This is a genomic window from Actinomadura sp. 3N407, from assembly GCF_052245875.1.
Classification (GTDB): domain Bacteria; phylum Actinomycetota; class Actinomycetes; order Streptosporangiales; family Streptosporangiaceae; genus Spirillospora.
Genome location: NZ_JBQQBP010000018.1, coordinates 185402 through 211182 on the forward strand (window position 1 = coordinate 185402; position 25781 = coordinate 211182).

25 protein-coding genes are annotated in these 25781 nt (G+C 73.1%); 17 read left to right on the forward strand and 8 right to left on the reverse strand.

Features of this window, described 5'->3' with window-relative positions; genetic code table 11:
• The first annotated feature begins 119 nt into the window (after nucleotides 1–119).
• Both ACTWPP_RS35535 and fabI read left to right on the forward strand, forming a co-directional pair.
• On the forward strand, nucleotides 120–824 hold the full coding sequence (locus ACTWPP_RS35535; RefSeq protein WP_443108791.1) for a beta-ketoacyl-ACP reductase: 705 nt from the start codon (nucleotides 120–122) through the stop codon (nucleotides 822–824).
• 5 nt (nucleotides 825–829) lie between these two features.
• On the forward strand, nucleotides 830–1612 hold the full coding sequence (gene fabI / locus ACTWPP_RS35540; protein WP_443108792.1) for an enoyl-ACP reductase FabI: 783 nt from the start codon (nucleotides 830–832) through the stop codon (nucleotides 1610–1612).
• Between the two features lie 207 nt (nucleotides 1613–1819).
• Here fabI and ACTWPP_RS35545 read toward each other — a convergent pair whose 3' ends face one another.
• From ACTWPP_RS35545 to ACTWPP_RS35555, 3 genes are all read right to left on the reverse strand, one after another.
• Complete coding sequence (locus ACTWPP_RS35545; protein WP_443108793.1) at nucleotides 1820–2467, reverse strand: hypothetical protein; 648 nt, start codon at nucleotides 2465–2467, stop codon at nucleotides 1820–1822.
• Nucleotides 2468–2575: 108 nt separating this feature from the next.
• Nucleotides 2576–4477 (reverse strand): helix-hairpin-helix domain-containing protein, encoded by a 1902-nt coding sequence (locus ACTWPP_RS35550; protein ID WP_443108794.1) that lies wholly within the window; start codon nucleotides 4475–4477, stop codon nucleotides 2576–2578.
• Between the two features lie 51 nt (nucleotides 4478–4528).
• Nucleotides 4529–5479 (reverse strand): aldo/keto reductase, encoded by a 951-nt coding sequence (locus ACTWPP_RS35555; RefSeq protein WP_443108795.1) that lies wholly within the window; start codon nucleotides 5477–5479, stop codon nucleotides 4529–4531.
• 130 nt (nucleotides 5480–5609) lie between these two features.
• Between ACTWPP_RS35555 and ACTWPP_RS35560 the strand changes: the two genes are divergently transcribed.
• Nucleotides 5610–6218 (forward strand): hypothetical protein, encoded by a 609-nt coding sequence (locus ACTWPP_RS35560; protein WP_443108796.1) that lies wholly within the window; start codon nucleotides 5610–5612, stop codon nucleotides 6216–6218.
• On the opposite strand, the gene corA is transcribed toward ACTWPP_RS35560, so the two are convergent.
• Nucleotides 6215–7195: a magnesium/cobalt transporter CorA gene (gene corA / locus ACTWPP_RS35565; RefSeq protein WP_443108797.1), complete on the reverse strand. Its 981-nt coding sequence runs from the start codon at nucleotides 7193–7195 to the stop codon at nucleotides 6215–6217. The genes ACTWPP_RS35560 and corA overlap by 4 nt on opposite strands.
• A 66-nt stretch (nucleotides 7196–7261) precedes the next feature.
• Between corA and ACTWPP_RS35570 the strand changes: the two genes are divergently transcribed.
• The 7 genes from ACTWPP_RS35570 (at nucleotide 7262) to mshC (ending at nucleotide 13989) form a co-directional block, all read left to right on the forward strand.
• Nucleotides 7262–7975: a histidine phosphatase family protein gene (locus tag ACTWPP_RS35570; protein WP_443108798.1), complete on the forward strand. Its 714-nt coding sequence runs from the start codon at nucleotides 7262–7264 to the stop codon at nucleotides 7973–7975.
• A 10-nt stretch (nucleotides 7976–7985) separates the two neighbouring features.
• Nucleotides 7986–8534, forward strand: a complete 549-nt coding sequence (locus tag ACTWPP_RS35575; protein WP_443108799.1) for a DUF3090 domain-containing protein — start codon at nucleotides 7986–7988, stop codon at nucleotides 8532–8534.
• A gap of 120 nt (nucleotides 8535–8654) precedes the next feature.
• Complete coding sequence (locus ACTWPP_RS35580) at nucleotides 8655–9443, forward strand: SCO1664 family protein (protein ID WP_443108800.1); 789 nt, start codon at nucleotides 8655–8657, stop codon at nucleotides 9441–9443.
• Between the two features lie 230 nt (nucleotides 9444–9673).
• The gene (locus tag ACTWPP_RS35585) at nucleotides 9674–10438 is read left to right on the forward strand and encodes an NRDE family protein (protein WP_443108801.1); all 765 of its coding nucleotides are present in this window, start codon (nucleotides 9674–9676) and stop codon (nucleotides 10436–10438) included.
• Between the two features lie 177 nt (nucleotides 10439–10615).
• Nucleotides 10616–11698: an ABC transporter permease gene (locus tag ACTWPP_RS35590; protein ID WP_443108802.1), complete on the forward strand. Its 1083-nt coding sequence runs from the start codon at nucleotides 10616–10618 to the stop codon at nucleotides 11696–11698.
• 6 nt (nucleotides 11699–11704) lie between these two features.
• Nucleotides 11705–12649 (forward strand): ABC transporter permease, encoded by a 945-nt coding sequence (locus ACTWPP_RS35595; protein WP_443108803.1) that lies wholly within the window; start codon nucleotides 11705–11707, stop codon nucleotides 12647–12649.
• 101 nt (nucleotides 12650–12750) lie between these two features.
• A complete protein-coding gene (mshC, locus tag ACTWPP_RS35600) occupies nucleotides 12751–13989 on the forward strand; it encodes a cysteine--1-D-myo-inosityl 2-amino-2-deoxy-alpha-D-glucopyranoside ligase (RefSeq protein ID WP_443108804.1) in 1239 nt (412 codons plus the stop codon).
• Nucleotides 13990–14014: 25 nt separating this feature from the next.
• Here the strand turns inward: mshC and ACTWPP_RS35605 are convergent, their stop codons facing one another.
• The 4 genes from ACTWPP_RS35605 to ACTWPP_RS35620 form a co-directional block, all read right to left on the reverse strand.
• Nucleotides 14015–15529, reverse strand: a complete 1515-nt coding sequence (locus tag ACTWPP_RS35605; RefSeq protein WP_443108805.1) for a serine/threonine-protein kinase — start codon at nucleotides 15527–15529, stop codon at nucleotides 14015–14017.
• Nucleotides 15530–15568: 39 nt separating this feature from the next.
• A complete protein-coding gene (locus ACTWPP_RS35610; protein WP_443108806.1) occupies nucleotides 15569–16102 on the reverse strand; it encodes a TrmH family RNA methyltransferase in 534 nt (177 codons plus the stop codon).
• A 112-nt stretch (nucleotides 16103–16214) separates the two neighbouring features.
• Entirely contained in the window at nucleotides 16215–17063 is an 849-nt protein-coding gene (locus ACTWPP_RS35615) for a PAC2 family protein (protein WP_443108807.1), read from the reverse strand.
• Nucleotides 17064–17294: 231 nt separating this feature from the next.
• Entirely contained in the window at nucleotides 17295–17753 is a 459-nt protein-coding gene (locus tag ACTWPP_RS35620; protein WP_443108808.1) for a universal stress protein, read from the reverse strand.
• Between the two features lie 102 nt (nucleotides 17754–17855).
• Between ACTWPP_RS35620 and ACTWPP_RS35625 the strand changes: the two genes are divergently transcribed.
• The 7 genes from ACTWPP_RS35625 (at nucleotide 17856) to ACTWPP_RS35655 (ending at nucleotide 25657) form a co-directional block, all read left to right on the forward strand.
• A complete protein-coding gene (locus ACTWPP_RS35625; RefSeq protein WP_443108809.1) occupies nucleotides 17856–18524 on the forward strand; it encodes an HAD family hydrolase in 669 nt (222 codons plus the stop codon).
• 184 nt (nucleotides 18525–18708) lie between these two features.
• Nucleotides 18709–19134, forward strand: coding sequence for a hypothetical protein (locus tag ACTWPP_RS35630; protein ID WP_443108810.1), 426 nt, complete (start codon nucleotides 18709–18711; stop codon nucleotides 19132–19134).
• A 383-nt stretch (nucleotides 19135–19517) separates the two neighbouring features.
• A complete protein-coding gene (locus tag ACTWPP_RS35635) occupies nucleotides 19518–20510 on the forward strand; it encodes an ABC transporter permease (RefSeq protein ID WP_443108811.1) in 993 nt (330 codons plus the stop codon).
• A 52-nt stretch (nucleotides 20511–20562) separates the two neighbouring features.
• Nucleotides 20563–22317, forward strand: a complete 1755-nt coding sequence (locus ACTWPP_RS35640; protein WP_443108812.1) for an ABC transporter substrate-binding protein — start codon at nucleotides 20563–20565, stop codon at nucleotides 22315–22317.
• Between the two features lie 105 nt (nucleotides 22318–22422).
• Nucleotides 22423–23436 carry an ABC transporter permease gene (locus ACTWPP_RS35645; RefSeq protein WP_443108813.1) on the forward strand — a complete coding sequence of 338 codons (1014 nt, stop codon included), beginning with the start codon at nucleotides 22423–22425 and terminating at the stop codon, nucleotides 23434–23436.
• A complete protein-coding gene (locus ACTWPP_RS35650) occupies nucleotides 23436–24503 on the forward strand; it encodes an ABC transporter ATP-binding protein (RefSeq protein WP_443108814.1) in 1068 nt (355 codons plus the stop codon). The genes ACTWPP_RS35645 and ACTWPP_RS35650 overlap by 1 nt, the downstream gene beginning before the upstream one ends.
• A 23-nt stretch (nucleotides 24504–24526) precedes the next feature.
• Complete coding sequence (locus ACTWPP_RS35655) at nucleotides 24527–25657, forward strand: ABC transporter ATP-binding protein (protein ID WP_443108815.1); 1131 nt, start codon at nucleotides 24527–24529, stop codon at nucleotides 25655–25657.
• The last annotated feature ends 124 nt before the right edge of the window (nucleotides 25658–25781 follow it).

Genomic DNA, 25781 nt, shown 5'->3' on the forward strand with positions numbered 1-25781 from the left:
CGGGGTGAGCGGATCTTGTCGGTTCGGCACATCCGCAGGCCGCCGGAAGGCCGCTAGGGTCGTGGGCTGTCATCACCGTGCGACGCGGTGGGCCACAAGCAGCCAACGAGAGGGTCGTGATGAGTCGCTCTGTCCTCGTCACCGGGGGTAACCGGGGCATCGGTCTCGCGATCGCCCGTGAGCTCGCCGCCGCGGGCGACGCGGTCGCCGTCACCTACCGGTCCGGTGAGCCCCCCGAGGGGCTGTTCGGCGTGCGGTGCGACGTGACGAGCGCGGAGGACGTCGACGCCGCCTTCGGCAAGGTCGAGGCGGAGCAGGGCCCGGTCGAGGTGGTCGTCGCCAACGCCGGCGTCACCAAGGACACCCTCCTGGCGATCATGAGCGAGGAGTCGTTCACGTCGGTGATCGACACCAACCTGACCGGCGCGTTCCGCGTCGCCAAGCGCGGCGTGAAGGGCATGATGCGCAAGCGCAAGGGCCGCATCGTGCTGATCTCCTCGGTCGTGGGGCTGATGGGGTCGCCGGGGCAGGCGAACTACGCCGCGTCCAAGGCGGGCCTGGTCGGGTTCGCGCGGTCCCTCGCCCGCGAGCTCGGCTCGCGGGGCATCACGGTGAACGTGGTGTCGCCCGGGTTCGTCGACACCGACATGACGGCGGCGCTGACCGAGGACCAGCAGAAGGCGATCACCTCGGCGATCCCGCTGGGGCGCACCGCGCAGCCGGAGGAGGTCGCCAAGGCCGTGCGGTTCGTGGCGAGCGAGGACGCCGCCTACATCACCGGGGCCGTGATCCCGGTCGACGGCGGCCTGGGAATGGGGCACTGACGGTCATGGGAATCCTCGAAGGAAAGCGCATCCTGGTCACCGGCGTCCTCACCGACGCCTCCATCGGCTTCCACGTCGCGCGCGTCGCGCAGGAGCAGGGCGCCGAGGTGGTGCTGACCGCCTACCCGCGCCCGACGCTCACCGCCCGGACCGCCAAGCGGCTCCCGTCCGGTCCCGACTCGCCTCCGCCGGTGATCGAGCTGGACGTGACCAACACCGAGCAGCTGGACGCGCTGGCCGGGAACCTGCGCGACAACGGCTTCGACCACCTGGACGGCGTCGTCCACGCGATCGGGTTCGCGCCGCAGACCGCGCTCGGCGGCAACTTCCTGGAGACGCCGTGGGAGGACGTGGCGACCGCCGTGCACTCCTCGGCGTACTCGCTGAAGTCGCTGACGATGGCGTGCCTGCCGCTGATGAAGGACGGCGGCTCGGTCGTCGGCCTGGACTTCGACGCCACCAAGGCGTGGCCGGTGTACGACTGGATGGGCGTGGCCAAGGCCGGCCTGGAGTCGTGCTCCCGCTACCTGGCCAAGTACCTCGGCCCGCAGGGCATCCGCGTGAACCTCGTCGCCGCCGGGCCGCTCGCCACGATGGCGGCCAAGAGCATCCCCGGGTTCGAGGGCATGACGGAGATGTGGCCGAAGGCGGCGCCGCTCGGCTGGGACATCAAGGACAGCGAGCCGACCGCGCGGGCGTGCGCGGCACTCCTGTCGGACTGGTTCCCCGCGACCACCGGCGAGATCGTCCACGTGGACGGCGGCCTCCACGCCATAGGCGCGTATTGACGGCAGTCCCCTTGGCGTCGGGCCCTGGGGGCCCTCCTTCGGCGGGGACTGCGGTGCGATCGCTGCATCGCTCCGGCTCGCCTTGCGGCTCGCTGCGCGATCAGGTTTCTCGCAGGCTCGAAACCTGCCTTCGGACGCGATCGCGGCGGCCGAGGTCGTCGCGGGGTTGCGGTGTCGGCTGAGGCCGCGCGGACGGGAGGTCGCGCGTCACCGAACACCGCGGCGGCGGAGGGTGCGGCCGGCGACGCTGAGGTTCAGGGCGCCTGCCGCGCCGGCGGCGCCCGCGGCCGCGGCGACCAGGAGCAGGTGGCGGCTGTCGTCGGGCTGGGAGGCCGCGACGGGCGAGACCAGGCGCGTCTGCGGCATGGCGACGGTCCCCGCCGGTAGGTTCCGGTAGGCGTTCGGGTCCGCGGCGATCTCGGGGGTGGGCAGGACGCCGGGGAGTCCGGGCGCGGTGGACGGCGGCTTGTCCGTGTACGGCCGCAGGCCCTGGGAGTCGGTCATCGTGGCGGGCGGGGCGGCCGCGCCGCCGCCCGGCGCAGAGGACGGCTTGCGCGTCTTCTTGGCGGGCGCCGTGGACGTCCTGTTCCCCGAGCTCTTGCTCGGGGTGGTCTTCTTCTGGACGGTCTTGGACTGGGTGGGCTTCGGCGTGGGCGTCGGGGTCTTCGGGGTGAGCGCCTCGCGGATGTTGCCGAGGTTGCACTTCCAGTCCTCGATCGTGGTCTCCGGGTCGACGCCCTTCTTGCAGACCTCGGCGGGCGCGGCCTCGGCCGCCGGGGCGGACAGGAGGAGGACGAGCGCGCCCGCCGAGACCGCCGCCGAAGCCGTACCGACCCGCCTGAGCCGCTGGGGCATGTCGTTCCTCCACCCGCACCGATGCCGTTGTTGACCCTGTTGACATCGTGTCCCATACGGGCCGGTCCGTAAACCGCGACACGGGTGTTTCTTTACCTCGTCATGGCCTCAGTGGATCACCAGTTTCGCGAGCCTGGTGCGCCGTGCCGGCGTGCCGTTCTCGCGGACCGCCCTGGCCAGCTCCGGGCCGGCCGCCTGCACGACCGACAGGTGCCGGCGCGCCAGCCCGAACGCGGTGGCCACCAGCGGCCGCGACAGGCCCCCGGGGGACATGACCGCCACCACCGCGGGACGCCGCGTCCCGCGCGCCTGCGCGACCGTCACCGCCCAGCCGTGCCGCAGCCGGGACGCGTCCGCGGGGGCGACGACGGACGCGCCGCCGGGGAACTCGACGTCCAGCCCGTGCGGGCCGCCGCCGGTCACCACGCCGGTCTCGCCGAGCGCGGCGTGGGGGAGCGGAGCGGCGACGACCACCCGGTCGCCGGGGTCCATCCCGCCGAACCTGCCGGGCCCGGGGTTCAGCCGCTCCTTGAGCGCCGCGTTGAGGGCGCCGGTGCCCGCCTCGCCGCCCGCGGCCGGCGCGACGACCTGGACGTCCTCGACCGCGATCCCGAGCGCGCGGGGGATCGAGTCGGTGACGAGCTGGACGGTCCGGTGCACCGCCTCCCCGGGGCTCGCGGCGGGCACGATCACCACCTCGTGCCCGGGCGCGTCCACGGCGGCCAGGTCGCCGCCGCGCACCGCCCGGATCAGCTCCCCGAGCGGGCCGGACGGGGGCGCGGCGTCCAGCGCGACGACGGGGACGGTCTCGGACGCCTCCAGGTCGTCCAGGGGCCGGCCGGGCCCGGCGGGCGGCGGAGCGCCCGGCTCGGCGCACAGCACGAGGTGGGCGCCGTCGGGGCACGCCTCGGCCAGCACCGCGCACAGTTCGACGTCGAGCGCCGCGGCGTCCACGACGATGATCAGGTCGAGGTCGAAGGGGCGCGGTTCGCCGCGCCCGTACACGACGGCCCCCGGCGCGGCCGCCGGGTCGCCGCGCGGCTCCAGCAGCCGGTGCACGCTCGTGACGGCGAAGTCCCCGGTGTCGCCGGGCAGGCCGGCGGCGGCGCGGTCGGTCGGTGCCGCCACGGCGGTCCGCACGCCCTGGCCCGCGGCCGCGACGGCGATGGCGAGGGCCGTGCGCGCGAGGTCGTCCGGGGCCCCGCGCAGGATGCTCACGCCGGTGCGGAGCGCGGCGGTGAGCGCGAGGGAGCGGTCCTCGGGCAGGCCGTCGCGCAGCCCCTTGACGGCCGCGTCGTCCAGCAGCGGCACGGCCGTGAGCGACAGCCGCTGGAACCCCTCGGCCGCCGCCTCCTCGGCGAGCGCCCACCGCGCCGGGCCGAGCGTCTCCTCCGGTTCCGGCGGCTCGGCGTCCTCGTCGAACGACTCCCCGCCGAACTCGGGCTCCTCGGTGAGTGCGAGCACCTCCGCGTCGTCCAGCGCGGCCTCGACGGCGCCCCGCGGGTCGGGGACCTGCGCCCGCTCCAGCGCGGACACCACGTCGGCAGCGGGCGTGACCGTGTGGCCTTCCCGCGCGGCCTCGGTGAGCATGTGAAGGACGAGGGCGCGCCCGCGCCGGGTGTCGCCGGGCGCCGCGTCCCGCCCGAGGACGGCGCGGGCGAAGTGGTCGGCCTGCCGGGGCCGGACGCCCGGGACGCTCAGCAGCCGCCAGGGGTCGGCGCGCAGCCGCGCGGCGGCGTCCGGGCCGAGCCGGGCGGCGGCGCGGGACGCGAGCGGCGCGGGGACGCCGGTCGCGGAGAACAGCTCGGTGAGGGCCCGCGGGCCCTCCCGCGCGGCCGTGCCCGGCTCGGCGGGCGCGCCCGATGCGGCGGGCGCGGCCGGCGGGGGCTCGCCGCCGCGTTCGTCGTCGCGCCGGCCGTCCAGGGCTCCGGCGGCGGCCTCGGCGGCGCGCATGGCCTCCGCGGCGCGCGCCGCCCGCTCGGCGGGGGTGGGGTCAGGGGTGTCGGTCACGGGCTTCCCGTCGCGGCTGATCACGGTTGGCGGTGGACCGTCCCGAGCGTGTCACGCGCCGGACGAGGTGTCGGAGACGTCGTCCAGCGCGCCGCGGATCTCGCCCGGGAGCGTCAGGTCCTCACTGTCCAGTATGGCGGCGAGCTGCGCGGCGGTCCGGGCGCCGACGATCGGCGCGGCGACCCCGTCCCGGTCGCGGACCCACGCGAGCGCCACGGCGAGCGGGGAGCGGCCGAGGCCCTCGGCGGCGGTCACCACCGACTCCACGATCCGGGCGCACTCCTCGTCGAGGTAGGGCTGGACGAACTCGGCGAAGTGCGGCGCGGCGGCGCGCGACCCGGCGGGGATGCCGGTGCGGTACTTGCCGGTGAGCACCCCCCGGCCGAGCGGCGACCACGGCAGCAGCCCCGCACCGGCGTCCAGCACGGCGGGCACGACCTCCCGCTCGATGTCGCGGCGCAGCAGCGAGTACTCCAGCTGAGCCGACACCACCGGGGCGCGGCCCGGCCACGCCCGCTGCCAGGCGGCGGCCTTCGACACCTGCCAGCCCGCGTAGTTGGACACCCCGACGTAGCGGGCCCGCCCGGACGCGACCGCCTCGTCCAGCGCCGACAGCGTCTCCTCCAGCGGCGTGGCGGGGTCGTACACGTGCAGCTGCCACAGGTCGACGTGGTCGAGGTCCATCCGGTCCAGGGAGGCGTCCAGGGCGCGGAGCAGATGCCTGCGGGAGCCGTCATAGCGTCCGTTCGGCCGGATCGCGGCCTTGGTCGCGATGACGAGCCCGTCCCGGTCGACCGCCTCGCGCAGCAGGTGGCCGAGGATCCGCTCGCTGTCGCCGTCGTTGTAGACGTCGGCGGTGTCCACCAGCGTGCCCCCGGCGTCCAAGAACGCGGCGAGCTGCGCCGCGGCCTCGTCCGGGTCGGTGTCGTGCCCCCAGGTCATGGTGCCGAGGCCCAGCCGGGACACCAGCAGCCCGCTCCGCCCGAGGTGACGCTCCTTCATAGGCGGTCAATGTAGCGGTCCGGACGAGTCGCGCGGGAAGCGAGCGGGGCCCCGCCCGGGTCCCCGGCCGGCGCAAAGATCCTGGTGAGGTCTATTGCCGGGGGGCGCCGCCCGGCTAAAGTTGCCGGCCATGGCGCCACCACCGTTCTCGATGTACTCGCCGAAGACGCCGGACGGCGACGGCGGACCGGACCTGTCACCGGCGTTCGGCGCGGGGCCCGGCGACGACCCCGGCTATTTCGCCTCCCTGCGCGGCCGTACCGAGCTCGGCCGGATGCGCATGATGATGCTGGTGCTGCTGGCCGCCCCCGTCCTCATCCTGGCGATCACGCCGGCGATCGTGCAGGGCGAGGGGGAGACCCCGCCGTGGATCTACGTCCCGCTGGTGGCCGCGGCGCTGGCCGCGCTGCTGGCCGGGCCGCGCGCGCCGCGCCCGATGCCCGTGGGGTCCGATCCCGCGACGGCGGCCCGGATGGCGCTCATGATGTTCCGGCAGGCGGTGCTGCTGAGGTTCGCGCTCGCCGAGGGCGTGATCCTGCTGGGCCTGCCGCTGGCGATGGTGGGGCAGAGCGAGCTGGTGTTCGTCGCCGGGTTCGTCGTCGGCTATCCGCTGCTGCTCTGGCTGGCGCTGCCGACCCGCGGCGGCGTGGAGCGGCTGCGGCGCCGCCTGGAGTCGAAGGGTGCCGAGTCGCACCTGTGGGCGGTCCTGCTAGCCGCCCCGGCGTCCCCGCGCGGCTAGAGCCAGCCGCTCCTGCGGAGTTTGCGGAACAGCACCGTGCAGATGGCGGCCATCACCGCGAGGGCCAGCGGGTATCCGAACGTCCAGTGCAGTTCGGGCATGTGGTCGAAGTTCATGCCGTAGATCCCGGCGATCGCGGTCGGCACCGCGATGATCGCCGCCCACGCCGAGATCTTGCGCATGTCCTCGTTCTGCCGCTTGCCGAGCAGCGCGAGGTGCGCGGTCAGCACGCTGTTGAGCAGTTCGTTGTGCGCGTCGACCTGCTCGTCCACGCGCAGCAGGTGGTCCAGGATGTCGCGGAAGTACTCGCGGGTGGAGCCGCACTCGGGGACCCGGCCCTTCACGATCTCCTGCATCACCGGGACGAGGGGGTCCTCGGCGCCGCGGAACTCCAGCACCTCCCGCTTGAGGGAGTAGATGTCGGCGGTGACGTCCCGCGCGCCCGGGTCGAACACGGCGCGCTCCAGCCCGATGATGTCGACCTCGACCTCGTGGGCGACGAGACCGTAGCGGTCGACGACCTCGTCGCACACCGCGTACAGGACGGCGGCGGCGCCGTGCTTGAGCAGCTCGGGCGCCTCCTCCAGCCGCCTGCGGGCGGGGCCGAGCGGGTTGCCGGCGCCGTGCCGGACGGTGACGGCGAAGTCCCGGCCGAGGAACAGCATGATCTCGCCGACCTCGATGTCGGAGGTCGCGTCGATGTAGGTCAGCGTCTTCAGCACGATGAACAGCGTGTCGTCGTAGCGTTCCAGCTTGGGCCGCTGGTGTGCGGACACGGCGTCCTCGGCGGCGAGCGGGTGCAGTTCCAGCTCGTCCCTGACCAGATCGAACTCCGCCTCGTCGGGCTCGAACATGCCGATCCAGAGGAAGCACTCGCCGTCCTGGCGGGCGAGGTCGAAGGCGTCGCTGATGTCGCCGTCGATGTCGCGGCGCGTCCCGCCGGAGTAGATGGCCTTGTCCACGATCACAGAACGCATTCTCCCGCATCCGCGGTTCGGGGGCGCCCGCCGCCCTGCTGCCGGACATCTCCTAGAGTGGCCGATGTGACCACCCTCCTGCTGGTAAGGCATGGCCTGACCGCGATGACCGGACCCGTGCTCGCCGGATGGACGCCCGGGGTCCGGCTCGACGACCGGGGCCGCGCGCAGGTCGCCCGTCTCGCCGGCCGCCTGGCGTCCCTCCCGCTCGCCGCGGTCGTCACCAGCCCCCTGGAACGCTGCGCCGAGACCGCCGAGGCGATCGCCGAAGTGCACGACGGCCCGATCGAGAAGATCGAGACGGACGAGCGGTTCGGCGAGGTCCGCTACGGCGACTGGACGGGCCGTCCCCTCAAGGAACTCGCGGAGGAACCGCTCTGGCGGGTCGTGCAGACACACCCGAGCGCCGTCCGGTTCCCCGGCGAGGCCGGCGAGTCCCTCGCCGGCGCGCAGCACCGCGCCGTCTCCGCCGTCCGCGACTGGAACGAGCGGATCGCCGCCGCGCACGGCCCGGACGCCCTCTACGCGGTGTGCAGCCACGGCGACATCATCAAGGCCGTCGTCGCCGACGCGCTCGGCCTCCACCTCGACCAGTTCCAGCGGATCCAGGCCGACCCCGCGTCGCTCACCGTCATCCGGTACACCGAAACGCGCCCGTTCGTCGTCCGCGTCAACGACACCGGCGGCGAAGTGGCCGACCTCGTTCCCAAGCCGCCGGAGGAAGGTTCCGGGAAAGACGGACTCGGGCCGGGGGACGCGCCCGTCGGCGGCGGCGCGTAGGGTCGTTGTCATGCCCGTCATCTCCTACGACCCGCCGGAGCGTTTCGTCGCCGGCGCCGTCGGGCGGCCAGGCGACCGAGCCTTCTACCTGCAGGCCCGCTCCGGCCGCCGCGTCACCAGCGTCGGCCTGGAGAAGTTCCAGGTGACGCTGCTGGCCGAACGGCTGGAGGAGCTGCTGGACGAGGTTCTGCGGCGCAGCGGCGGGGACGCCCCCGTACCGGCGGCCACGCCGTCGGAGCTCCAGGACGACGGCCCCCTCGACCAGCCGGTGGAGGAGGAGTTCAAGGTCGGCACGATGGCGCTGGCCTGGGATCCGGACGACGAGCAGGTCGTCATCGAGGCGCAGGAGGTCACCGAGGCCGAGGAGGACGCCGAGGTCGGCGAGGAGGACCCGGCGATCGCGGTGCTGCGGGTGCGGATCAGCGCCGCGCAGGCCCGCGCGTTCGCCGAGCGGGCCCTGAAGGTCGTCGCCGCCGGGCGCCCGCCCTGCCCGCTGTGCGGCCTGCCCCTCGACACCGAGGGGCACGTGTGCCCCCGCCAGAACGGATACCTCGGCTGAGATGGCGCCCTTGAATCCTTTTCTCCCGGCTGTCTCCGCAGTGCCGTGCGCTCGGCCCGCGGCGGATGAAAAGGATTCACCGTGCTGGATCATGGACGGCGCGGCCGGGAGAATGATCGCATGACGCAGTCCTCCCGGGACCGGGCGCCCGCCGACGACGCCGGCCGCGGCGAGCCCGGACGCCGGGTCTCCCCCCGCGACGTCGACGGCGCCGAGCGGCTGCTGTCGGCGGGGCGGCTCAGCGTGGAGGGCAGGCTCGTCCAGGCGTCCAACGCCACCCTGTACTGCTCCGTCGACCACGACGGCCTCACCGCCGGCTGCGTCTACAAGCCCGTGGCCGGAGAGCGCCCGCTGTGGGACTTCCCCGACGGCACCCTCGCCGAGCGGGAGGTCGCCGCCTACGAGGTCTCCAAGGCCATGGGCTGGGGGACCGTCCCGCCCACCGTGCACCGCGACGGCCCGTACGGGCCCGGCATGGTGCAGCTGTGGGTCGAGCCCGACCCCGACATCGACCTCGTCGCCCTGTCCCGCTCCGACGACGACGCGATCCGCCGCATGGCGGTGTTCGACGCCGTCGTCAACAACGCCGACCGCAAGATCGGCCACCTGCTGCCGCCCGGCGACGGCCGCGTCTACGGCTGCGACCACGGCGTCTGCTTCTCCGCCGACTACAAGCTCCGCACCGTCCTGTGGCAGTGGCGCGGCAAGCCGCTGACCACCGAGGCGCTGGAGGCCCTCGGCCGGGTGGACGAGGGCCTGCGCGGCGGCCCCCTCGGCGCCCGCCTGACCGAGCTCCTCACCTCCGACGAGGTGGAGGCCACGCGCCGCCGGGTGGAGCTGATGCTGAAGCACCGGATCCACCCGTATCCGCCCGAGGACTGGCCCGCGATCCCCTGGCCGCCGCTGTAGCCGGCCCGGCGTGCACCAGCGCGAGCTGGGCCTCGTCCTCCACCAGGACCGATCCGCCCGGCGTGAGCCCGGCGGGCAGAGGCGTGCGGAGCCGCAGGCCGGCATACCCGTCTCCACAGCCGCCCGGCCGTGTTTCGCTTCAAGAAACAGTGTTCACTCCTGTTTCAAGTGGGCATCGCCACAGGCCCCCCGGGGTTCTGGCGATTCGGGGCAGATGCTCCAATTGGGGCATGTGCACGGCGATCATCAGTGTCGATCCCGCCTCCCCGGTTCCCGTCCTGCTGGTCGGCGTGCGGGACGAGTTCGTCGCCCGCGAGTGGGAGCCGCCCGGGCGGCACTGGCCGGACCACCCCGGACTCGTCGGCGGGCGCGACCTGCGCGCCGGCGGCACCTGGTTCGCCGTGGACCCGGACGCGCCCCGGGCCGCGCTGGTGCTGAACGGGCGCGGCCGGATGGCGCCCGAGGAGGGACGCGTGTCACGCGGCGGGCTGCCGCTGCGGGTGGCCGCCGACGGCAAACTCGGCCGCCCGGACCTGACCGCCCTCGACCCGTTCCACCTCGTCGGCGCCGAACCCGGCCGGGTACGGCTGTGGAGCTGGGACGGCACCGCCCTCACCGAACGCGACCTCGGCCCCGGCCTGCACATGATCGTCAACAGCGGGCTGGAGGGCGAGGGCCAGCTGGAGGGCGAGACCGAGGACGCCTACATGTCGGCGCGGCTCGCCCACTTCCGGCCGCGCCTGGCCGCCGCGCCGCGTCCCGAGCCCGGCCGGGACGAGCCCGTGGAGCGGGCGTGGGGGCCGTGGCTGGCGCTGGTGAACGGCGACGGCCTGCCCCGCGCCGACCACCGGGCCCTGCTGCCCCTGCTCGACCTCGGCGACGGCCGGGTCTGGGGCACCACCTCCGTCACCCTCGTCGCGCTCACCGGCACCGGCGTCCGCTACGACTTCTCCGCCGCCCCGGGCGACGCGGACGCCTGGACCCGCGCCCTGTAAAAGCCGGCCCGGCGACTTATGGCCGTTTCGGCATCGCGGCGGCGAGGCCGTGACCGCCGGTGCTACGTTGGCCACTCACAGCGATCTTCACGGGGTCGCGGGGCCGCCCGCGGAGATCGGGGACGGCGGACGGGGAACCGGGGTCGCCACCGGACCGGGGCTCCCGGAGGCGGAGAGATGAGCGGCTACGCCGAGCCCGCTGCGCGGGAGCCGGCACACCGGGAACCGGGCGACGGCACGCCGGACACGCCGGGCACACCCGGCCCGTCCGGCCCGGACGGGGTGAACAAGGACGGGGCGAACGGGAGCGGGGCCGCGCGGCCGCGGGCCGGCCGCGGCACCGGGTCGGAGCGGGTGCGGGTCCGCAGCCCGTCCCGGCTCGCCTGGGACCGGTTCAGGCGCGACGGGGCCGCCGCCGCGTCCATCGCCGTCCTGCTGCTGATCGTGGCGTTCGCGGCGCTCGCGCCGCTGTGGGAGCACCTGACCGGCCACCCCTACGACGCGACGTTCCCCCGGACGGGCCTGGACGTCAACGGGCAGCCGCGCGGGCCCGGCGGCGAGTTCCCGCTCGGCGCCGACCAGCTCGGCCGCGACGTCCTGGTCCGCGCCGCCTACGGCGCGCGGATCTCCCTGGCCGTCGGGGTGTCGGCGGCGCTGCTGGCCTCGGTCGCCGGGACCCTCGCCGGGACCCTCGCGGGGTTCGCCGGCGGCGCGGTGGACACGCTGCTGTCCCGGCTGGTCGACGCCACGCTCGCGCTGCCCTACCTGCTGGTGGCGATCCTGCTGTCGACCACGTTCCAGCCCGCCTCGGTCGGCGCCGGCCTCGCCACGACGATCCTGGTGATCGCATTCTTCTCCGCCGCGGCGTTCGCCCGCGTCATCCGCGGCCAGGTGCTGGCGCTGCGGCGGCGCGAGTTCGTCGAGGCGGCCCGCCTGCTCGGCGCCTCCGACGCGCGGATCATGATCGTGGAGATCCTGCCGAACCTGACCGCGCAGATCACCGTGCTGACCGCGCTGCTGGTGCCGGCGGCGATCGTGTTCGAGGCGACGCTGTCGTTCCTCGGCGCCGGGGTGCGGCCGCCGATGCCGAGCTGGGGGTCGATGCTCGGCGAGGGCGGCGACGTGTTCCAGACGGCGTGGTGGCTGCTGGCCGTCCCCGGCGTCCTGCTGCTGGCGACCACGCTGTCGTTCAACCTGCTCGCCGACGGTGTCCGCGACGCCCTCGACCCGCGCGGCGACCGCGCCGCCGGGGGGAGGTGAGCCGCGATGGCGCGTTTCGCCGCCCGCCGCCTCCTGCACGCGGTCATCGTGCTGTGGCTGGTGGCGACGCTGGTGTTCGTGTTCCTGCACGCCTCGCCCGTCCCGGTCGAGCGGGTCATCGGCGGGCCCCGCGCCACCACCGAGACCCTGAACCAGATCCGCGCCAACCTCGGCCTGGACCGGCCCATCCTCGTCCAGTACTGGAGCTTCATCGAGCGGCTCCTGCACGGCGACCTCGGCGACTCCTACATCAACGGGACGCCGGTGACGACGCTGATCGCCGACCGGCTCCCCACGACGCTGTGGCTGGTCGCCGGCGCGGGGCTCCTGTGGTTCGCGGGCGGCGTCGCGCTCGGCGTGCTCAGCGCGGCGCGGGCGCGGAGCCTGTGGGACCGGGCCGTGACGGCGTTCGTGCTGGCGGGCCTTTCCACGCCGCCGTTCGTGATGGCGCTGGCGCTGCTGTACCTGTTCGCGACCCGGCTCGGCGAGAGCGGGATCGGCTTCTTCGAGGCGGGCCCGCCGCTGCAGGAGCACTTCCTGCGCCGGATGATCCTGCCGTGGACGGCGCTGGCGTTGCTGATGCTCGCCGCCTACGCGCGCCTCACCCGCGGGGCGATGCTGGACGTCCTCGGCGAGGACTACGTGCGCACGGCGCGGGCCAAGGGCCTGCCGGAGCGCCGGGTCGTCGGCCGCCACGGGCTGCGGCCGGCGCTGACGCCGGTCCTCACCCAGTTCGGCATCGATCTCGGCGCGCTGATCGGCTCCACGATCGTCACCGAGAAGGTGTTCGGGCTGCAGGGCGTGGGGCAGCTCGTGCACCGGTCCATCGCCGCCGGCGACACCCCCGTGATCATCGGGGTGACGCTGCTGGTGACGCTGTGCGTGATCGTCGCGAACCTGCTCGTGGACATCGGCTACTCGTTCCTGGACCCCCGCGTCCGCGTCGCCTGAGCCGCCCCCGCCGCGGCCGGCGGAGGTACTCGGGACGGTCCGGGACACTCGCCCATGATCTCGGCGTAACCCCGCTAGCTGGGCATGGATAAGCTTTCCGTATGCGATCGTGGCCCGCCTCCGATGTCCCCAGCCTCCCCGACGCGGGGCTGCCCGCCGCGATACGGCCGCTGAGCCTGCACGACACGGGGACGGGGACGACGCGTCCCGCGGGCCCGGACGGCGCCGGCGGCACCGCCCGGATGTACGTGTGCGGGATCACCCCCTACGACGCGACCCACCTCGGGCACGCCAACACCTACCTGGCGTTCGACCTCGTCAACCGCGTGTGGCGCGACTCCGGCCACCGGGTGCACTACGTGCAGAACGCCACCGACGTCGACGACCCGCTTCTGGAACGCGCCCGGGAGACGGGGGAGGACTGGCGGGACCTGGCCGACCGGGAGATCCAGCTGTTCCGCGACGACATGGCCGCGCTGCGGATCCTGCCGCCCGACCAGTACATCGGCGCGGTCGAGGCGATCCCGCTGGTCATCGAGATGATCGAGAAGCTGCGCGGCCGCGACGCCGCCTACGAGGTGGGCGGCGACGTCTACTTCCCGGTCGCGGCCGACCCCGCGTTCGGGCAGGTCAGCCGGCTGACCCGCGAGGAGATGGCGCCGCTGTTCGCCGAGCGCGGCGGCGACCCGGACCGCGCGGGCAAGCACGACCCCCTCGACGCCCTGCTGTGGATGGCCAGGCGTCCCGGCGAGCCCGGCTGGGACTCGCCGTTCGGCGAGGGCCGCCCCGGCTGGCACGTGGAGTGCTCGGCGATCTCCATCGAGTACCTCGGCATGGCGTTCGACGTCGAGGGCGGCGGCTCGGACCTGGCGTTCCCGCACCACGAGATGGGCGCCTCCCACGCCCAGGTCGCCACCGGGGAGCGCCCGCACGCCCGCGCCTACGTCCACGCGGGCATGGTCGGCCTGGACGGCGAGAAGATGTCCAAGTCGCGCGGCAACCTGGTGTTCGTGTCGAAGCTGCTGCGGGACGGCACCGACCCGATGGCGATCCGGCTGGCGCTGCTCGCCCACCACTACCGCGCCGACTGGGAGTGGACGCCGCGCGGGCTGGACGAGGCGCAGGCACGCCTGGGCCGCTGGCGCGCCGCCGTGTCCCGCGCGTCGGGCCCGCCCGCGGCGCCGGTGGCCGCCGCCGTCCGCGACCACCTGGCCGGCGACCTGGACACCCCCGCCGCCCTGGAGGCCATCGACGCGTGGGCCTCCGGCGCCGGCGCCGACGAGAAGGCCCCGGCCCAGGTCAGGGCCATAGCCGACGCCCTCCTCGGCGTCGCGCTCTGACCGGCCGCGCACCGGCCCGGTCGGGTCATCTCAGGACGTAGCAGTCCCAGTCGGACGGGGTTCCGGCGTCGCCGCCGAGGCGCGCCTCGGCGTCCGGCCGGTACTGCGACGCGCACACCTGCGTCATCGTGATGTGGGTGTCGACGCCGATGTCGCCGCCGCGCGGCACGCAGTACCAGTCGCCGGAGCGGAACGCGGCGTCCCGGCCGCGGGCGCCGCAGTAGCGGGCCGGGTCGGGGGGGCCGAGCACGACCGGGGTGGGCGGCGGGTCGCTGGAGGGCGGGGGACCGCCGTCGTCCCCGCCGCCGGGGCGGGTGCCCTCGCCCGGTCCGGGAGCCGCCGGGACCGCCGACGACGGTGATCTTCTGGGGCGGGCGGGCGCCGGCCCGGAGGTCGACGGCCCGGACGGCCGGACGTCCGTGGCCGGCGGCGCGGTGACCTGCCCGCCGACCCCGGTGCCGCCCCCGGACGGGCCGCCGCCCGGCCGGTCCAGCAGCGCGTACCCGCCGGCCCCGGCGAGCGCCGCGACGGCGCCGGCGGCGACGGCCGCGAGGGCCGCCCGTCCCGGCCTGCGCCGCCCCGGGCGGCCGCCGCGGCCGGGGGCGGGGTCGGTCGAATCGGGCGGCAGCGTCTCCGTACCGGACGCCGGCCCGTCCCCGCCGGCGGGCTCCGGCGCCGGGCCCGCCCCGGGGGGGACGGCGGCGGGCAGGGCGGCGGGCACCTCGAACGCGTCCTCGTGGCCGACGAGCCGCAGCAGCAGCTGCGCCGCGGTGGGCCGCCGCGCGGGATCCTTGTCCAGCGCCGCCGCGACCAGTTCGCGCAGCTCACCGTCCAGGTCCCCGAGGTCGGGCTCGTGGTGCAGCACCCGGTACATGACCGCCGGGATCGAGTCGGACCCGAACGGGGGCCGCCCCGTCGCCGCGAACGTCATCGTCGAACCCCAGGCGAACACGTCGCAGGCGGCGCCGGCGTCCCGCCCGGACACCTGCTCGGGCGCCATGTAGGCGGGGGTGCCGACGGCGGTGCTGGTGACCGCGCTGGCCGCGTCCAGCACCCGCGACAGCCCGAAGTCGATCACCCGGGGGCCGTCCGGCCCGAGCAGGACGTTGTGCGGCTTGAGGTCGCGGTGCACGACGCCGGCGCGGTGGATGGCGGTCAGGGCGCTGGCGGTGCTGACCGCGAGCCGGTCCAGTGCGCCGCCGGTCATCGGCCCGTCCCGCGCGATGTGACGGTTCAGCGCCTCACCGGGAACGTACTCGCTGACCAGGTAGGGGCTGTCCCCGGCGACCTCGGCGTCCAGGAACTGGGCGGTGCAGAACCGGGCGACCTGCTTGGCGACCCGGGCCTCGCGGACGAACCGGGCCCGCGCCGTGTCGTCGTCGTCGAACTGGACCCGCAGAAGCTTGACCGCGACGTGCTCGCCGTCCGCGCCGGCCCCCAGGTACACCGTGCCCTGCGCCCCGGAGCCGAGCCTGCCGAGCAGCTCGTAGCGGCCGAGGCGGGCCGGGTCGTGGGGGCGCAGCGGCTGGGTCTCCGGCAACGGGGACCCCCTTCCGTCCGGTCGTCGGCGTGGCCGCCGTCACAGCAGGCCCGCCAGCTTGTACAGCACCAGCGAGCCGGCGACGGCCACGTTCAGGCTGCTGCCGCCCCCCACCATAGGGATCTCCACGGCGAGGTCGAGCAGGTCGAGCGCCTCACCGGGAATGCCGGAGCGCTCGTGACCGAGCACCGCGACCGTACGCGCCCGCGCCGGCGGCAGGTCCGCGAGCCGGACCGCCTCGTCGGCCAGCTCCACCCCGACGACCCGCGACCCGGCGTCGCGCTGGCGTTCCAGCCAGCCGAGCGGGTCGTTCACCCAGTGGACGCAGGCGGGGCGTCGGAGCGTGTCGCCGCGCGCGAGCGCGTCCGGCACCCACGGGAACCGGGGGACCGCCATGCACGCGCCGACGGCGTCGCAGGTGCGCAGGAGCGTCCCGAGGTTGGCGCCGTGCAGCGGCCAGAGAGGAGCGGCGACGAGATGGTCCCAGCAGGAGTGGGCGCGGCGGCGGCGCTGGCGGCGCAGCTCACGCGGCGGGCGGACCCGGATCGCCGGGCCCCCGGGCGGGCGGCTCACCGGTCCCGGGCGCCACCGCCCTCCGGAGAACGAATGATCATGGTGAGCGCACTTGGCGGCGTGCGCGGGCCATCACCGGGATCGGAACACGATCGAGTGTAACCCCCGGAGGCTAGCCCCGGCCGGGATCCCTGCGCCGCAGGTAGCGTTCGAACTCGCGGGCGATGGCGTCGCCGCTCGCCTCGGGCAGCTCGGTGGCGTCCTTCTGCTCCTCCAGCGTCCGGACGTACTCGGCGACCTCGGAGTCCTCCTCGGCGAGCTCGTTGACGCCGTGCTCCCAGGCGCGGGCCTCCTCGGGCAGCTCACCGAGCGGGACGGTCACGTCGAGGAGGTCCTCGACGCGGCGCAGCAGCGCGAGGGTCGCCTTCGGGGACGGGGGCTGGGCGACGTAGTGGGGGACCGCCGCCCACAGCGACACCGTGTCGAGGTCGGCCTTCGCGCAGGCCTCCTGCAGCACCCCGAGGATGCCGGTCGGCCCCTCGTAGCGGGCCGGTTCCAGGTGCAGCGTGCTGACGAGCCCCGCCTCGGACGCGGCCCCCGTCACCGGCACCGGCCGGGTGTGCGGGGAGTCGGCGAGCAGCGCGCCGAGCAGCACCACGTTGCGGATCTCCAGCTCCAGCATCAGCCCGATCAGCTCGCGGCAGAACGACCGCCACCGCATGTTCGGCTCGATCCCGTGCAGCAGGACGACGTCCTTGCCGTTCGGGAGGCGCGCCCAGGACACGCGGGTGGTCGGCCAGGTGATGCCGCGGGTCTCGCCCTCGGTCATCTCCACGATCGGGCGGGTGACCTGGAAGTCGTAGTAGTCGTCGGGGTCGAGCTCGGCGATGGGCACCGCTTCCCAGGTGGACTCCAGGTGCGCGATCACCCCGCTGGCGGCCTCCCCGGCGTCGTTCCACCCCTCAAAGGCGGCCACGAGCACCGGATCGACGAGTTCCGGCACGCTTTCCAGCTCGACCACGCGCTGCCTCCTTCCGACGCCCAGGTACAGCGTCACCGACGGGGGCCGTCATTCCCGGGGTCGGGGCCCCGCTCATGATCGGTGGCTGCCAGCCTACGTCCTGCCCCTTGGCCTACCCCACCCTCCCGGCGGCAGACCCCCGCTGTACGCCCCCGGCAGAACGCAGAACGAAGCTCGTCGTCTGGATGGCGGTGGGCGGGGGCTGGAGGACGGGCGCGGCTCAGTAACGGGTCACTTGCCGTCCGTGGTGTGCACGATCAGCACGTCGCAGGGGGACCGGTGCGACAGGTTCGCCGGGACCGAGCCGAGGAGGCGGCCGGCCAGGCTGTTCAGCCCGCGGTTGCCGATCACGACGAGGCCGGCGCCGCGGTCCTTGGCCAGCTTGGAGATGACGTCGACGGCGTCGCCCTCGACGGCGACCTGGTCGATGTCGGTGGCGCCCGCGGCGACGGCACGCTCCCGCGCGGCCCGCAGCGCGTCGTCGGCCGGGGTGGAGCCCTGCACCTTGTACGCCAGGTCCCCGAGCCGGTCCGCGGCGCTGGCGCGCTCCCGCTCGGGCATGGGGCTGTAGGCGGAGGCGAGCAGCAGGGTGGCGCCGGTGGAGGCCGCCAGCTGCGCGGCCCGGTCGACCGCGCCGAACGAGGAGTCCGAGCCGTCGGTGCCGACGAGGATGATGCGGTACGCGCTCATGCCGTTCCTTACCGGGTAGTAGTTTACTGGTGGCACGGTATCGGTCCGGTGACCCATCCGTCACCGTCTCTTTGCACACCCCGTCCAAGAGGAAGGAGCACCGTGACCCTTGGCGGCCCGCAGGCCGTGCTGTTCGACATGGACGGCCTGCTCATCGACTCCGAGCGCGTCTGGCTGGAGGTCGAGTCGGAGGTCATGGCCTGGCTGGGCGGCGAGTGGAGCCCCGCCCACCAGGAACGGCTGGTCGGCGGCTCCCTGGACATCGCCGTCCGCTACATGCTGGAGCTGACCGGCGCGGACGCCGACCCCGGAGAGGTCGGGCGGCGGATGCTGGACGGCATGGCCGAGCGGCTCGGCACCTGCGTGCCGATGATGCCCGGCGCCAAGGACCTGCTCGCCGAGATCCGCGCCGCCGGGGTCACCGCGGCGCTGGTGTCCTCCAGCCACCGCAGGCTCATCGAGCCGGTGCTGGACGCGGTCGGCCGCGAGCACTTCGCGCTCAGCGTCGCCGGCGACGAGGTGGCGCGGACCAAGCCCGACCCGGAGCCCTACCTCACCGCGGCCGCCCGGCTCGGCGCCGACCCCGCCCGCTGCGTCGTCCTGGAGGACTCCCCGAACGGTGTCGCGGCGGCGGAGGCGGCGGGCTGCGTCACGGTCGCGGTCCCCGGAGTCCTGCCGATCCCGCCCGCGCCGGGCCGCGTCGTGGTCGCGTCGCTGCGCGAGGTGAGCCTGGCGACGCTGAGATCACTGCCGCCGTTCGCCGTGGCGTGAGGGGCGGCGGTCCGCGCCCGTGACGGGAGCCGCCGCCTGATACCCGCGGGGCGGTCCCTAGGGGACGGGTCACGCGGGAGGAGGAGACCTCCCGGTCCGGAAACCGTCCGCCGGGAGGATCGGAACCGGCCCCGGGCGTGTGACCATGGGAGTGAGGCATCACCGTAAGGAATGAGGGGCCGGCATGACCGACACAGCCATTTTCGCGATCAGCCTCGGAGTGACCCTGGTCGGGCTGGTCATCAGCTGGGGGGTCTACCGCCGCCGCGGCGCGGGCACCGGACTGCGCGGCGCCGCCCTGTCCCTGGTGCCGCTGGCGGCGGCGATGACGGGAGTGACGGAGTTCTTCGTCGACCTGGCGTTCAGCCCGGTCAAGTGGGCGGGCGTCGCGGTGGCGGGGCTGGCCGTGCTGCTCTACATGACCTCCGGCGCCATGATCAGCCGCCGCGCGGGCTCGGCCGGCGGGGGCGAGGCCGCCGCGGGCGGGGAGCCGAAGGCGGCCGGGCGGTCCGCGAAGCCGAAGGGCTCCGTGGAGGGGCCCGCGCCGGGCGGCGGTGACCCCGAGATGGCCGAGATCGAGAAGATCCTGCGGGACCGCGGCATCTCCTGACCCTCCGGCCACCCGGCCCGCCGTTTTCGTGTGCCTGGACGCTGACCTGCGGAGAATCGATATCGGATCGGACTCGGTACGGTAAAGGTTCCCGGTCTAGACCGGCCCGGAGTGCCTGCCGGTAGTGCGCGGAAAGTACTATTCGGGCGATTTGTCCGAAGCGGTGTCCGGGCGCGTGTTCCCCAGATGACGACGAGATCACAAGTCAGATACGGGTACTGGCGAAGGTCGGCTCACGGATGGACAGTCGTGCCCGAAGGGCTACCTTTCCCTTCAGCGAACGCGGCGCGACGCGCACGGAAGCAGCGGATGATCTCCGCCGCCGCCGGCCCCGCGCCGGCGGCGTGGCCGAACCAGTGGCCGGACGGTAGGAGGTATGGAGCGTGGCCGCACCCATCGAGGTGAGCGGATCCGACACCGAGGCGCAACCGGAATCGGTGCTCGCCGGTGTCGACCGCAAGAAGATCCAGGGGCGCTCCCTCGGGCAGATCGCCTGGATGCGGCTCAAGCGCGACAAGGTCGCGCTCACCGGCGCCGTCGTGGTGGTCCTGCTGATCCTGATCGCGATCTTCGGCCCGTACTTCGTGCAGAACCCGCTGACCTACCACCAGAACCTGATCGACCCGACCTACAACCGGCCCAAGTCCGGCTTCTGGCACTCGGGCATCAGCACCGACCACTGGCTCGGCGTCGAACCGGGCACCGGCCGAGACATGCTGGCCCGCATCGTGCACGGCGCCCGGATCTCCCTGCTGGTGTCGTTCCTGGCCACCCTCATGTCGGTGCTGCTCGGCACGATCCTCGGCATCACCGCCGGCTACTTCGGCGGCTGGGTCGACTACCTGATCAGCCGCGCCATGGACGCCTTCCTGGCCTTCCCGCTGCTGCTGTTCGCGATCGCCCTGGTCGGCGTCGTCTCCGACGGCGCGTTCGGGCTGAGCGGCAACGGGCTCCGCGTGTCGGTGCTGGTCATCGTCATCGGATTCTTCAACTGGCCGTACATCGGCCGCATCATCCGGGGCCAGACGCTGTCGCTGCGCGAACGCGAGTTCGTCGACGCGGCGCGCAGCATGGGCGCCCGCAACTCCTACATTCTCTTCAAGGAGATCCTGCCGAACCTGGTCGCGCCGATCCTGGTCTACTCGACCCTGCTGATCCCGACCAACATCCTGTTCGAGGCGGCCCTGTCGTTCCTCGGCGTCGGCGTGATCCCCCCGGCCCCCTCGTGGGGCGGCATGCTCACGCTCGCCGTGCCGATCTACTCCTCGGACCCGATGTACATGATCATTCCCGGTATGGCGATCTTCATCACCGTCCTCGCCTTCAACCTGTTCGGTGACGGGCTGCGGGACGCTCTCGACCCTCGGGCCAAGTGACTCGGGTTCATCGACCCGCCTATTTGAAGGGGTGCGCCTGCACATGAACAAGATGAGACCAATCGCGGTCCTGGCGGCCGGTGTGGTCGCCGCCGCGGGGCTCGCCGCCTGCGGCGGCGGCGACACCGATGACGGAGGCGGCGGGCCCGGCTTCAACGCCGGCGTCAACGAGGTCGTCAACACCTCGGACAAGAAGGGCGGCACGCTCAAGCTCGCCAGCTCCGACGACTTCGACTCCCCCGACCCCGGCAACACCTACTACGCGTTCTCGCAGAACATCGCGCGCCAGTACGGCCGCGCGCTGACCACGTTCAAGCCCGGCGCCGGCAAGGACAGCCTGGAGGTCGTCCCCGACCTGGCGACCGACCTCGGGACGCCCAGCGATGACGGCAAGACCTGGACGTACAAGCTGCGCACCGGCGTCAAGTACGACGACGGCACCACCGTGACGTCCAAGGACGTGAAGTACGCGGTCGAGCGCAGCAACTACAGCACGGAGCTGCAGCTCGGGCCGAAGTACTTCAAGCAGTACCTCGTCGACAACGACCCCGCGTACAAGGGCCCGTACGACGACAAGAGCGACAAGGGCCTGGAGTCCATCGAGACGCCGGACGACCAGACCATCATCTTCCACCTGAAGGAGCCGTTCGCCGAGTTCGACTACCTGGTCTCGATGTCGCAGACCATGCCCGTGCCGAAGGCCAAGGACACCGGCCTGAAGTACGAGAACTCGATCGTCTCCAGCGGCCCGTACAAGGTCGACAACTACACGCGCGGCAAGTCCATGGCGCTGTCGCGCAACCCGCACTGGAACAAGAGCACGGACCCGATCCGCAAGGCGCTGCCCGACAAGATCGAGATCCAGCTCAAGCAGAACGCCGACGACATCGACCAGCGTCTGCTGGCCGGCACGCTCGACATGGACATCTCCGGCGTCGGCGTGCAGTCGGGAACCCAGCCGAAGGTGCTGGCCGAGGACCAGAAGCCGTACGTGGACAACCCGATCCAGGGCTTCCTGCGGTTCATGTCGCTGAACGTCCACGTCAAGCCGCTGGACAACGTCCACTGCCGCAACGCGGTGCAGTACGCGACCGACAAGGTCGCCGCGCAGACCGCCTACGGCGGCCCGCTGGCCGGCGGTGACGTGGCCACCACCGTGCTGCCCCCGACCGTCGACGGCTACACCAAGTTCGACCTGTTCCCGCAGAAGCAGGCCGAGAACGGCGGCCTCGACCAGGCGACCCTCGACAAGGCCAAGCAGGAGCTGCAGGCCTGCGGCCAGCCGGACGGCTTCAAGACGAAGATCTCGGCCCGGTCCGACCGGCCGAAGGAAGTCGCGATGGCCCAGGCGATCCAGCAGAGCCTGAAGAAGGTCGGCATCGAGACCGAGATCGTCCAGTGGCCCGCCGGTGACTACTTCAACAAGTACGTCGGCGTGCCGGACTACGTCCACGAGCACGGCGTCGGCATGATGATCATGGCGTGGGCGGCGGACTGGCCGACCGGCTACGGCTTCCTCGCGCAGATCGTGCACGGCGACGCCATCAAGCCGTCCGGCGGCACCAACCTCGCCGAGCTGGACGACCCGAAGATCAACAAGGCGCTGGACGACGCCATCGCCAACACCGACAAGGCGGCCCGCCTGAAGATCTATGGCGAGGTCGACAAGATGGTCATGCAGTCGGCGACGCAGGTTCCGCTCGTGTACGCCAAGGCGCTGATGTACCGGCCGGAGCGCGTCACCAACGCCGGGATCACCCTCGCCTACGGCGGCATGTACGACTACCTCAACATGGGCGTGGAGTAAGGGTTCCGCTCGTCCATGCGTCCTTCTGAAGGCAGGTGAAGGCGACGCCCGCCGGCCGGGCCCGGACCTACAGGTCCGGCCGGCCGGCGGGTGGGGCCGCGTAATGTGTTCCCATACATCATCCGGCGCCTGATCGGTGCCGTCATCATGTTGCTGCTGGTCAGCCTGGTGACCTTCGGCATCTTCTTCTGGCTGCCGAAGCTGGCGGGGCAGACGACCGACCAGCTCGCGGCCGCGTACGTCGGCAAAGCGCCGAGCCAGGAGGCCATCGAGGACACCAAGGAGCGTCTCGGCCTCGACGACCCGGTCGTCGTGCAGTACGGGAACTACCTCAAGGCCATCGTGGTCGGCAAGGACTACAAGGCCGGCCCGGTCACCGACCACTGCCCGGCGCCGTGCCTCGGGTACTCGTTCCGCAGCAGCCAGCCGGTGCTGCAGACGCTCATGGACCGCGCCCCGGCGACCGTGTCGCTCGCCGCCGGAGCCGCGGTCATCTGGCTGGCCGGTGGCATCACCACCGGCGTCATCTCGGCACTGCGAAGAGGGACCCTCTGGGACAGGACCGCGATGATCATCGCGTTGAGCGGCGTGTCGCTGCCCATCTACTTCACCGGGCTGGTGTCGCTCGCGCTGTTCTCCTACACCCTCAAGATCTTCCCGGGCGGCGGCAGCTACAACCCCATCACGGAGAATCCCGTGACGTGGTTCCAGTCGCTGGTGCTGCCCTGGGTCACCCTGGCGTTCCTGTACGCCGCGATGTACGCGCGCCTCACCAGAGCGGGCATGCTGGAGACGATGAACGAGGACTACATCCGCACCGCCCGCGCCAAGGGGCTGCCGGAGAAGACCGTCGTCACCAAGCACGCGCTGCGCGCGTCGCTGACGCCGATCCTGACCGTCTTCGGCCTCGACCTCGGCCTGCTGCTGGGCGGCGCCGTGCTGACCGAGAACACCTTCGGCATCCCCGGGCTGGGCCAGCTCGCGATCGGCTCGATCCGCAGCGGCGACCTGCCCATGGTGCTCGGCGTCACGCTGATCACCGCCACCTCCATCGTGGTGATCAACCTGATCGTCGACCTTCTGTACGCCATCGTCGACCCGAGAGTGAGGCTGGGCTGATGACCGGCACCGCGCCGGCCGCGAAGACCGCGGGCGACCGCGAGGCTCCCACGGCGTTCCTCGAGGTCCGCGACCTGAAGATCCACTTCCCGACCGACGACGGCCTGGTCAGGTCGGTCGACGGGCTGTCGTTCCAGCTGGAACGCGGCCGCACGCTCGGGATCGTGGGGGAGTCCGGCTCGGGCAAGAGCGTCACGAGCCTCGGCATCCTGGGCCTGCACAACAAGCGCAACGCCAAGGTGTCCGGCGAGATCTGGCTGGACGGCAAGGAGCTCGTCGGCGCCTCGCAGGGCGAGGTCCGCCGCCTCCGCGGCCGCCACATGGCGATGATCTTCCAGGACCCGCTGTCGTCGATGCACCCGTTCTACACGGTCGGCAAGCAGATCATCGAGGCCTACCGGGTGCACAACGACGTGTCCAAGCAGGTCGCGCGCAAGCACGCCATCGACATGCTCGGCAAGGTCGGCATCCCCAGGCCCGACCAGCGGGTCGACGACTACCCGCACCAGTTCTCCGGCGGCATGCGGCAGCGCGCGATGATCGCGATGGCGCTGTCGTGCGACCCGGAGCTGCTGATCGCCGACGAGCCGACGACGGCGCTGGACGTCACCGTCCAGGCGCAGATCCTGGACCTGATCCGGGACCTGCAGCAGGAGTTCAACTCCGCCGTCATCATGATCACCCACGATCTCGGGGTGGTCGCGGAGCTCGCCGACGACATCCTGGTGATGTACGCCGGCCGCTCCGTCGAGCAGGCGACGGTGGACGACACCTTCCACCGGCCGCTGCACCCCTACACGTGGGGGCTGCTCGGCTCGATGCCCCGGCTGGACCGCGAGCGGTCCGAGCGGCTGATGCCCATCGTCGGGACGCCGCCGAGCCTGATCAACGTGCCGTCCGGGTGCGCGTTCCATCCGCGCTGCCCCTACAAGGACCTGAACGACGGCAAGAGCGAGGCCGATCGGCCGGAGCTGGTCGAGGTCGAGCCGGGCCACAAGGCGGCGTGCCATCTCCCGCTGGGCAGGCGGCGGGAGATCTGGACCGACGAGATCCGGCCGAAGCTGTGACGAGCACGGGTGGTAACGAGACTGTGAGCACATCGAAGACCCCTGCGGAGGAGCCCCGTTCGCGCGAGAACGGCGAGGTGCTGCTGGAGGTGGACAATCTCGGCAAGCACTTCCCCGTCACCGCGGGGCTGCTGCGCCGGCAGGTCGCGGCGGTCAAGGCCGTCGACGGCGTGTCGTTCTCGGTCCGCAAGGGCGACACGCTCGGGCTGGTGGGGGAGTCGGGCTGCGGCAAGTCCACCACCGGCCGGATGATCATGAGGCTGCTGGACCCGAGCTTCGGGAAGATCACCTTCGAGGGCGAGGACATCACCCGGATGTCGCAGGGCCGGCTCCGGCCGCTCCGCCGCGACCTCCAGATGATCTTCCAGGACCCGTACTCGTCGCTGAACCCGCGCAAGACGGTCGGCGCGATCGTCGGGGCCCCGTTCCGGCTGCAGAACATCGAGGCCAAGCAGGGCGTCAAGAAGGCCGTCCAGGAGATCCTGGAGCTGGTCGGGCTGAACCCCGAGCACTACAACCGCTACCCGCACGAGTTCTCCGGCGGGCAGCGGCAGCGCATCGGGATCGCCCGCACCCTCGCCCTCAAGCCGAAGCTGATCATCGCGGACGAGCCGGTGTCGGCGCTGGACGTGTCGGTGCAGGCGCAGGTCGTGAACCTGCTGGAGGACCTGCAGGACGAGCTCGACCTCACCTACGTGGTGATCGCGCACGACCTGTCGGTGGTGCGGCACATCTCCGACCGCGTCGCCGTCATGTACCTCGGCAAGATCGTCGAGGTGGCGGACCGGGCGGACGTGTACCAGCGGCCCATGCACCCCTACACCAACGCGCTGCTGTCGGCGGTGCCGATCCCGGACCCGAGCGAACGCGACGACCGCAAGCGGATCCGGCTGCAGGGCGACGTGCCGAGCCCGCTGGACCCGCCGCCGGCCTGCCGCTTCCACACCCGCTGCTGGAAGGCGCAGGAGATCTGCAAGCAGGTCGAGCCGCCGCTGATGGAGCTCAGCCCTGGCCACCTGGCCGCGTGCCATTTCCCGGAGAACACCACGGTCAGCGCGACCGACGCGGTCGCCAAGGCCGCGGTGACGCTCGGCAAGGCCCCGGCCGACGACCCCGAGCCCGACCCCGAGCCCGGCTCCGAGTCCGCGGAGTAGGGCGCCCGCCGGACCTTCCCCCCCGGCGCGCCTCCCGCACCGGAAAGACCCGGCCCCCTCCTCACCCGAGGGGACCGGGTCTTTGCGCGCGCACCCGCCGCGGCGTGCCGCCGTGCCGTCCTAC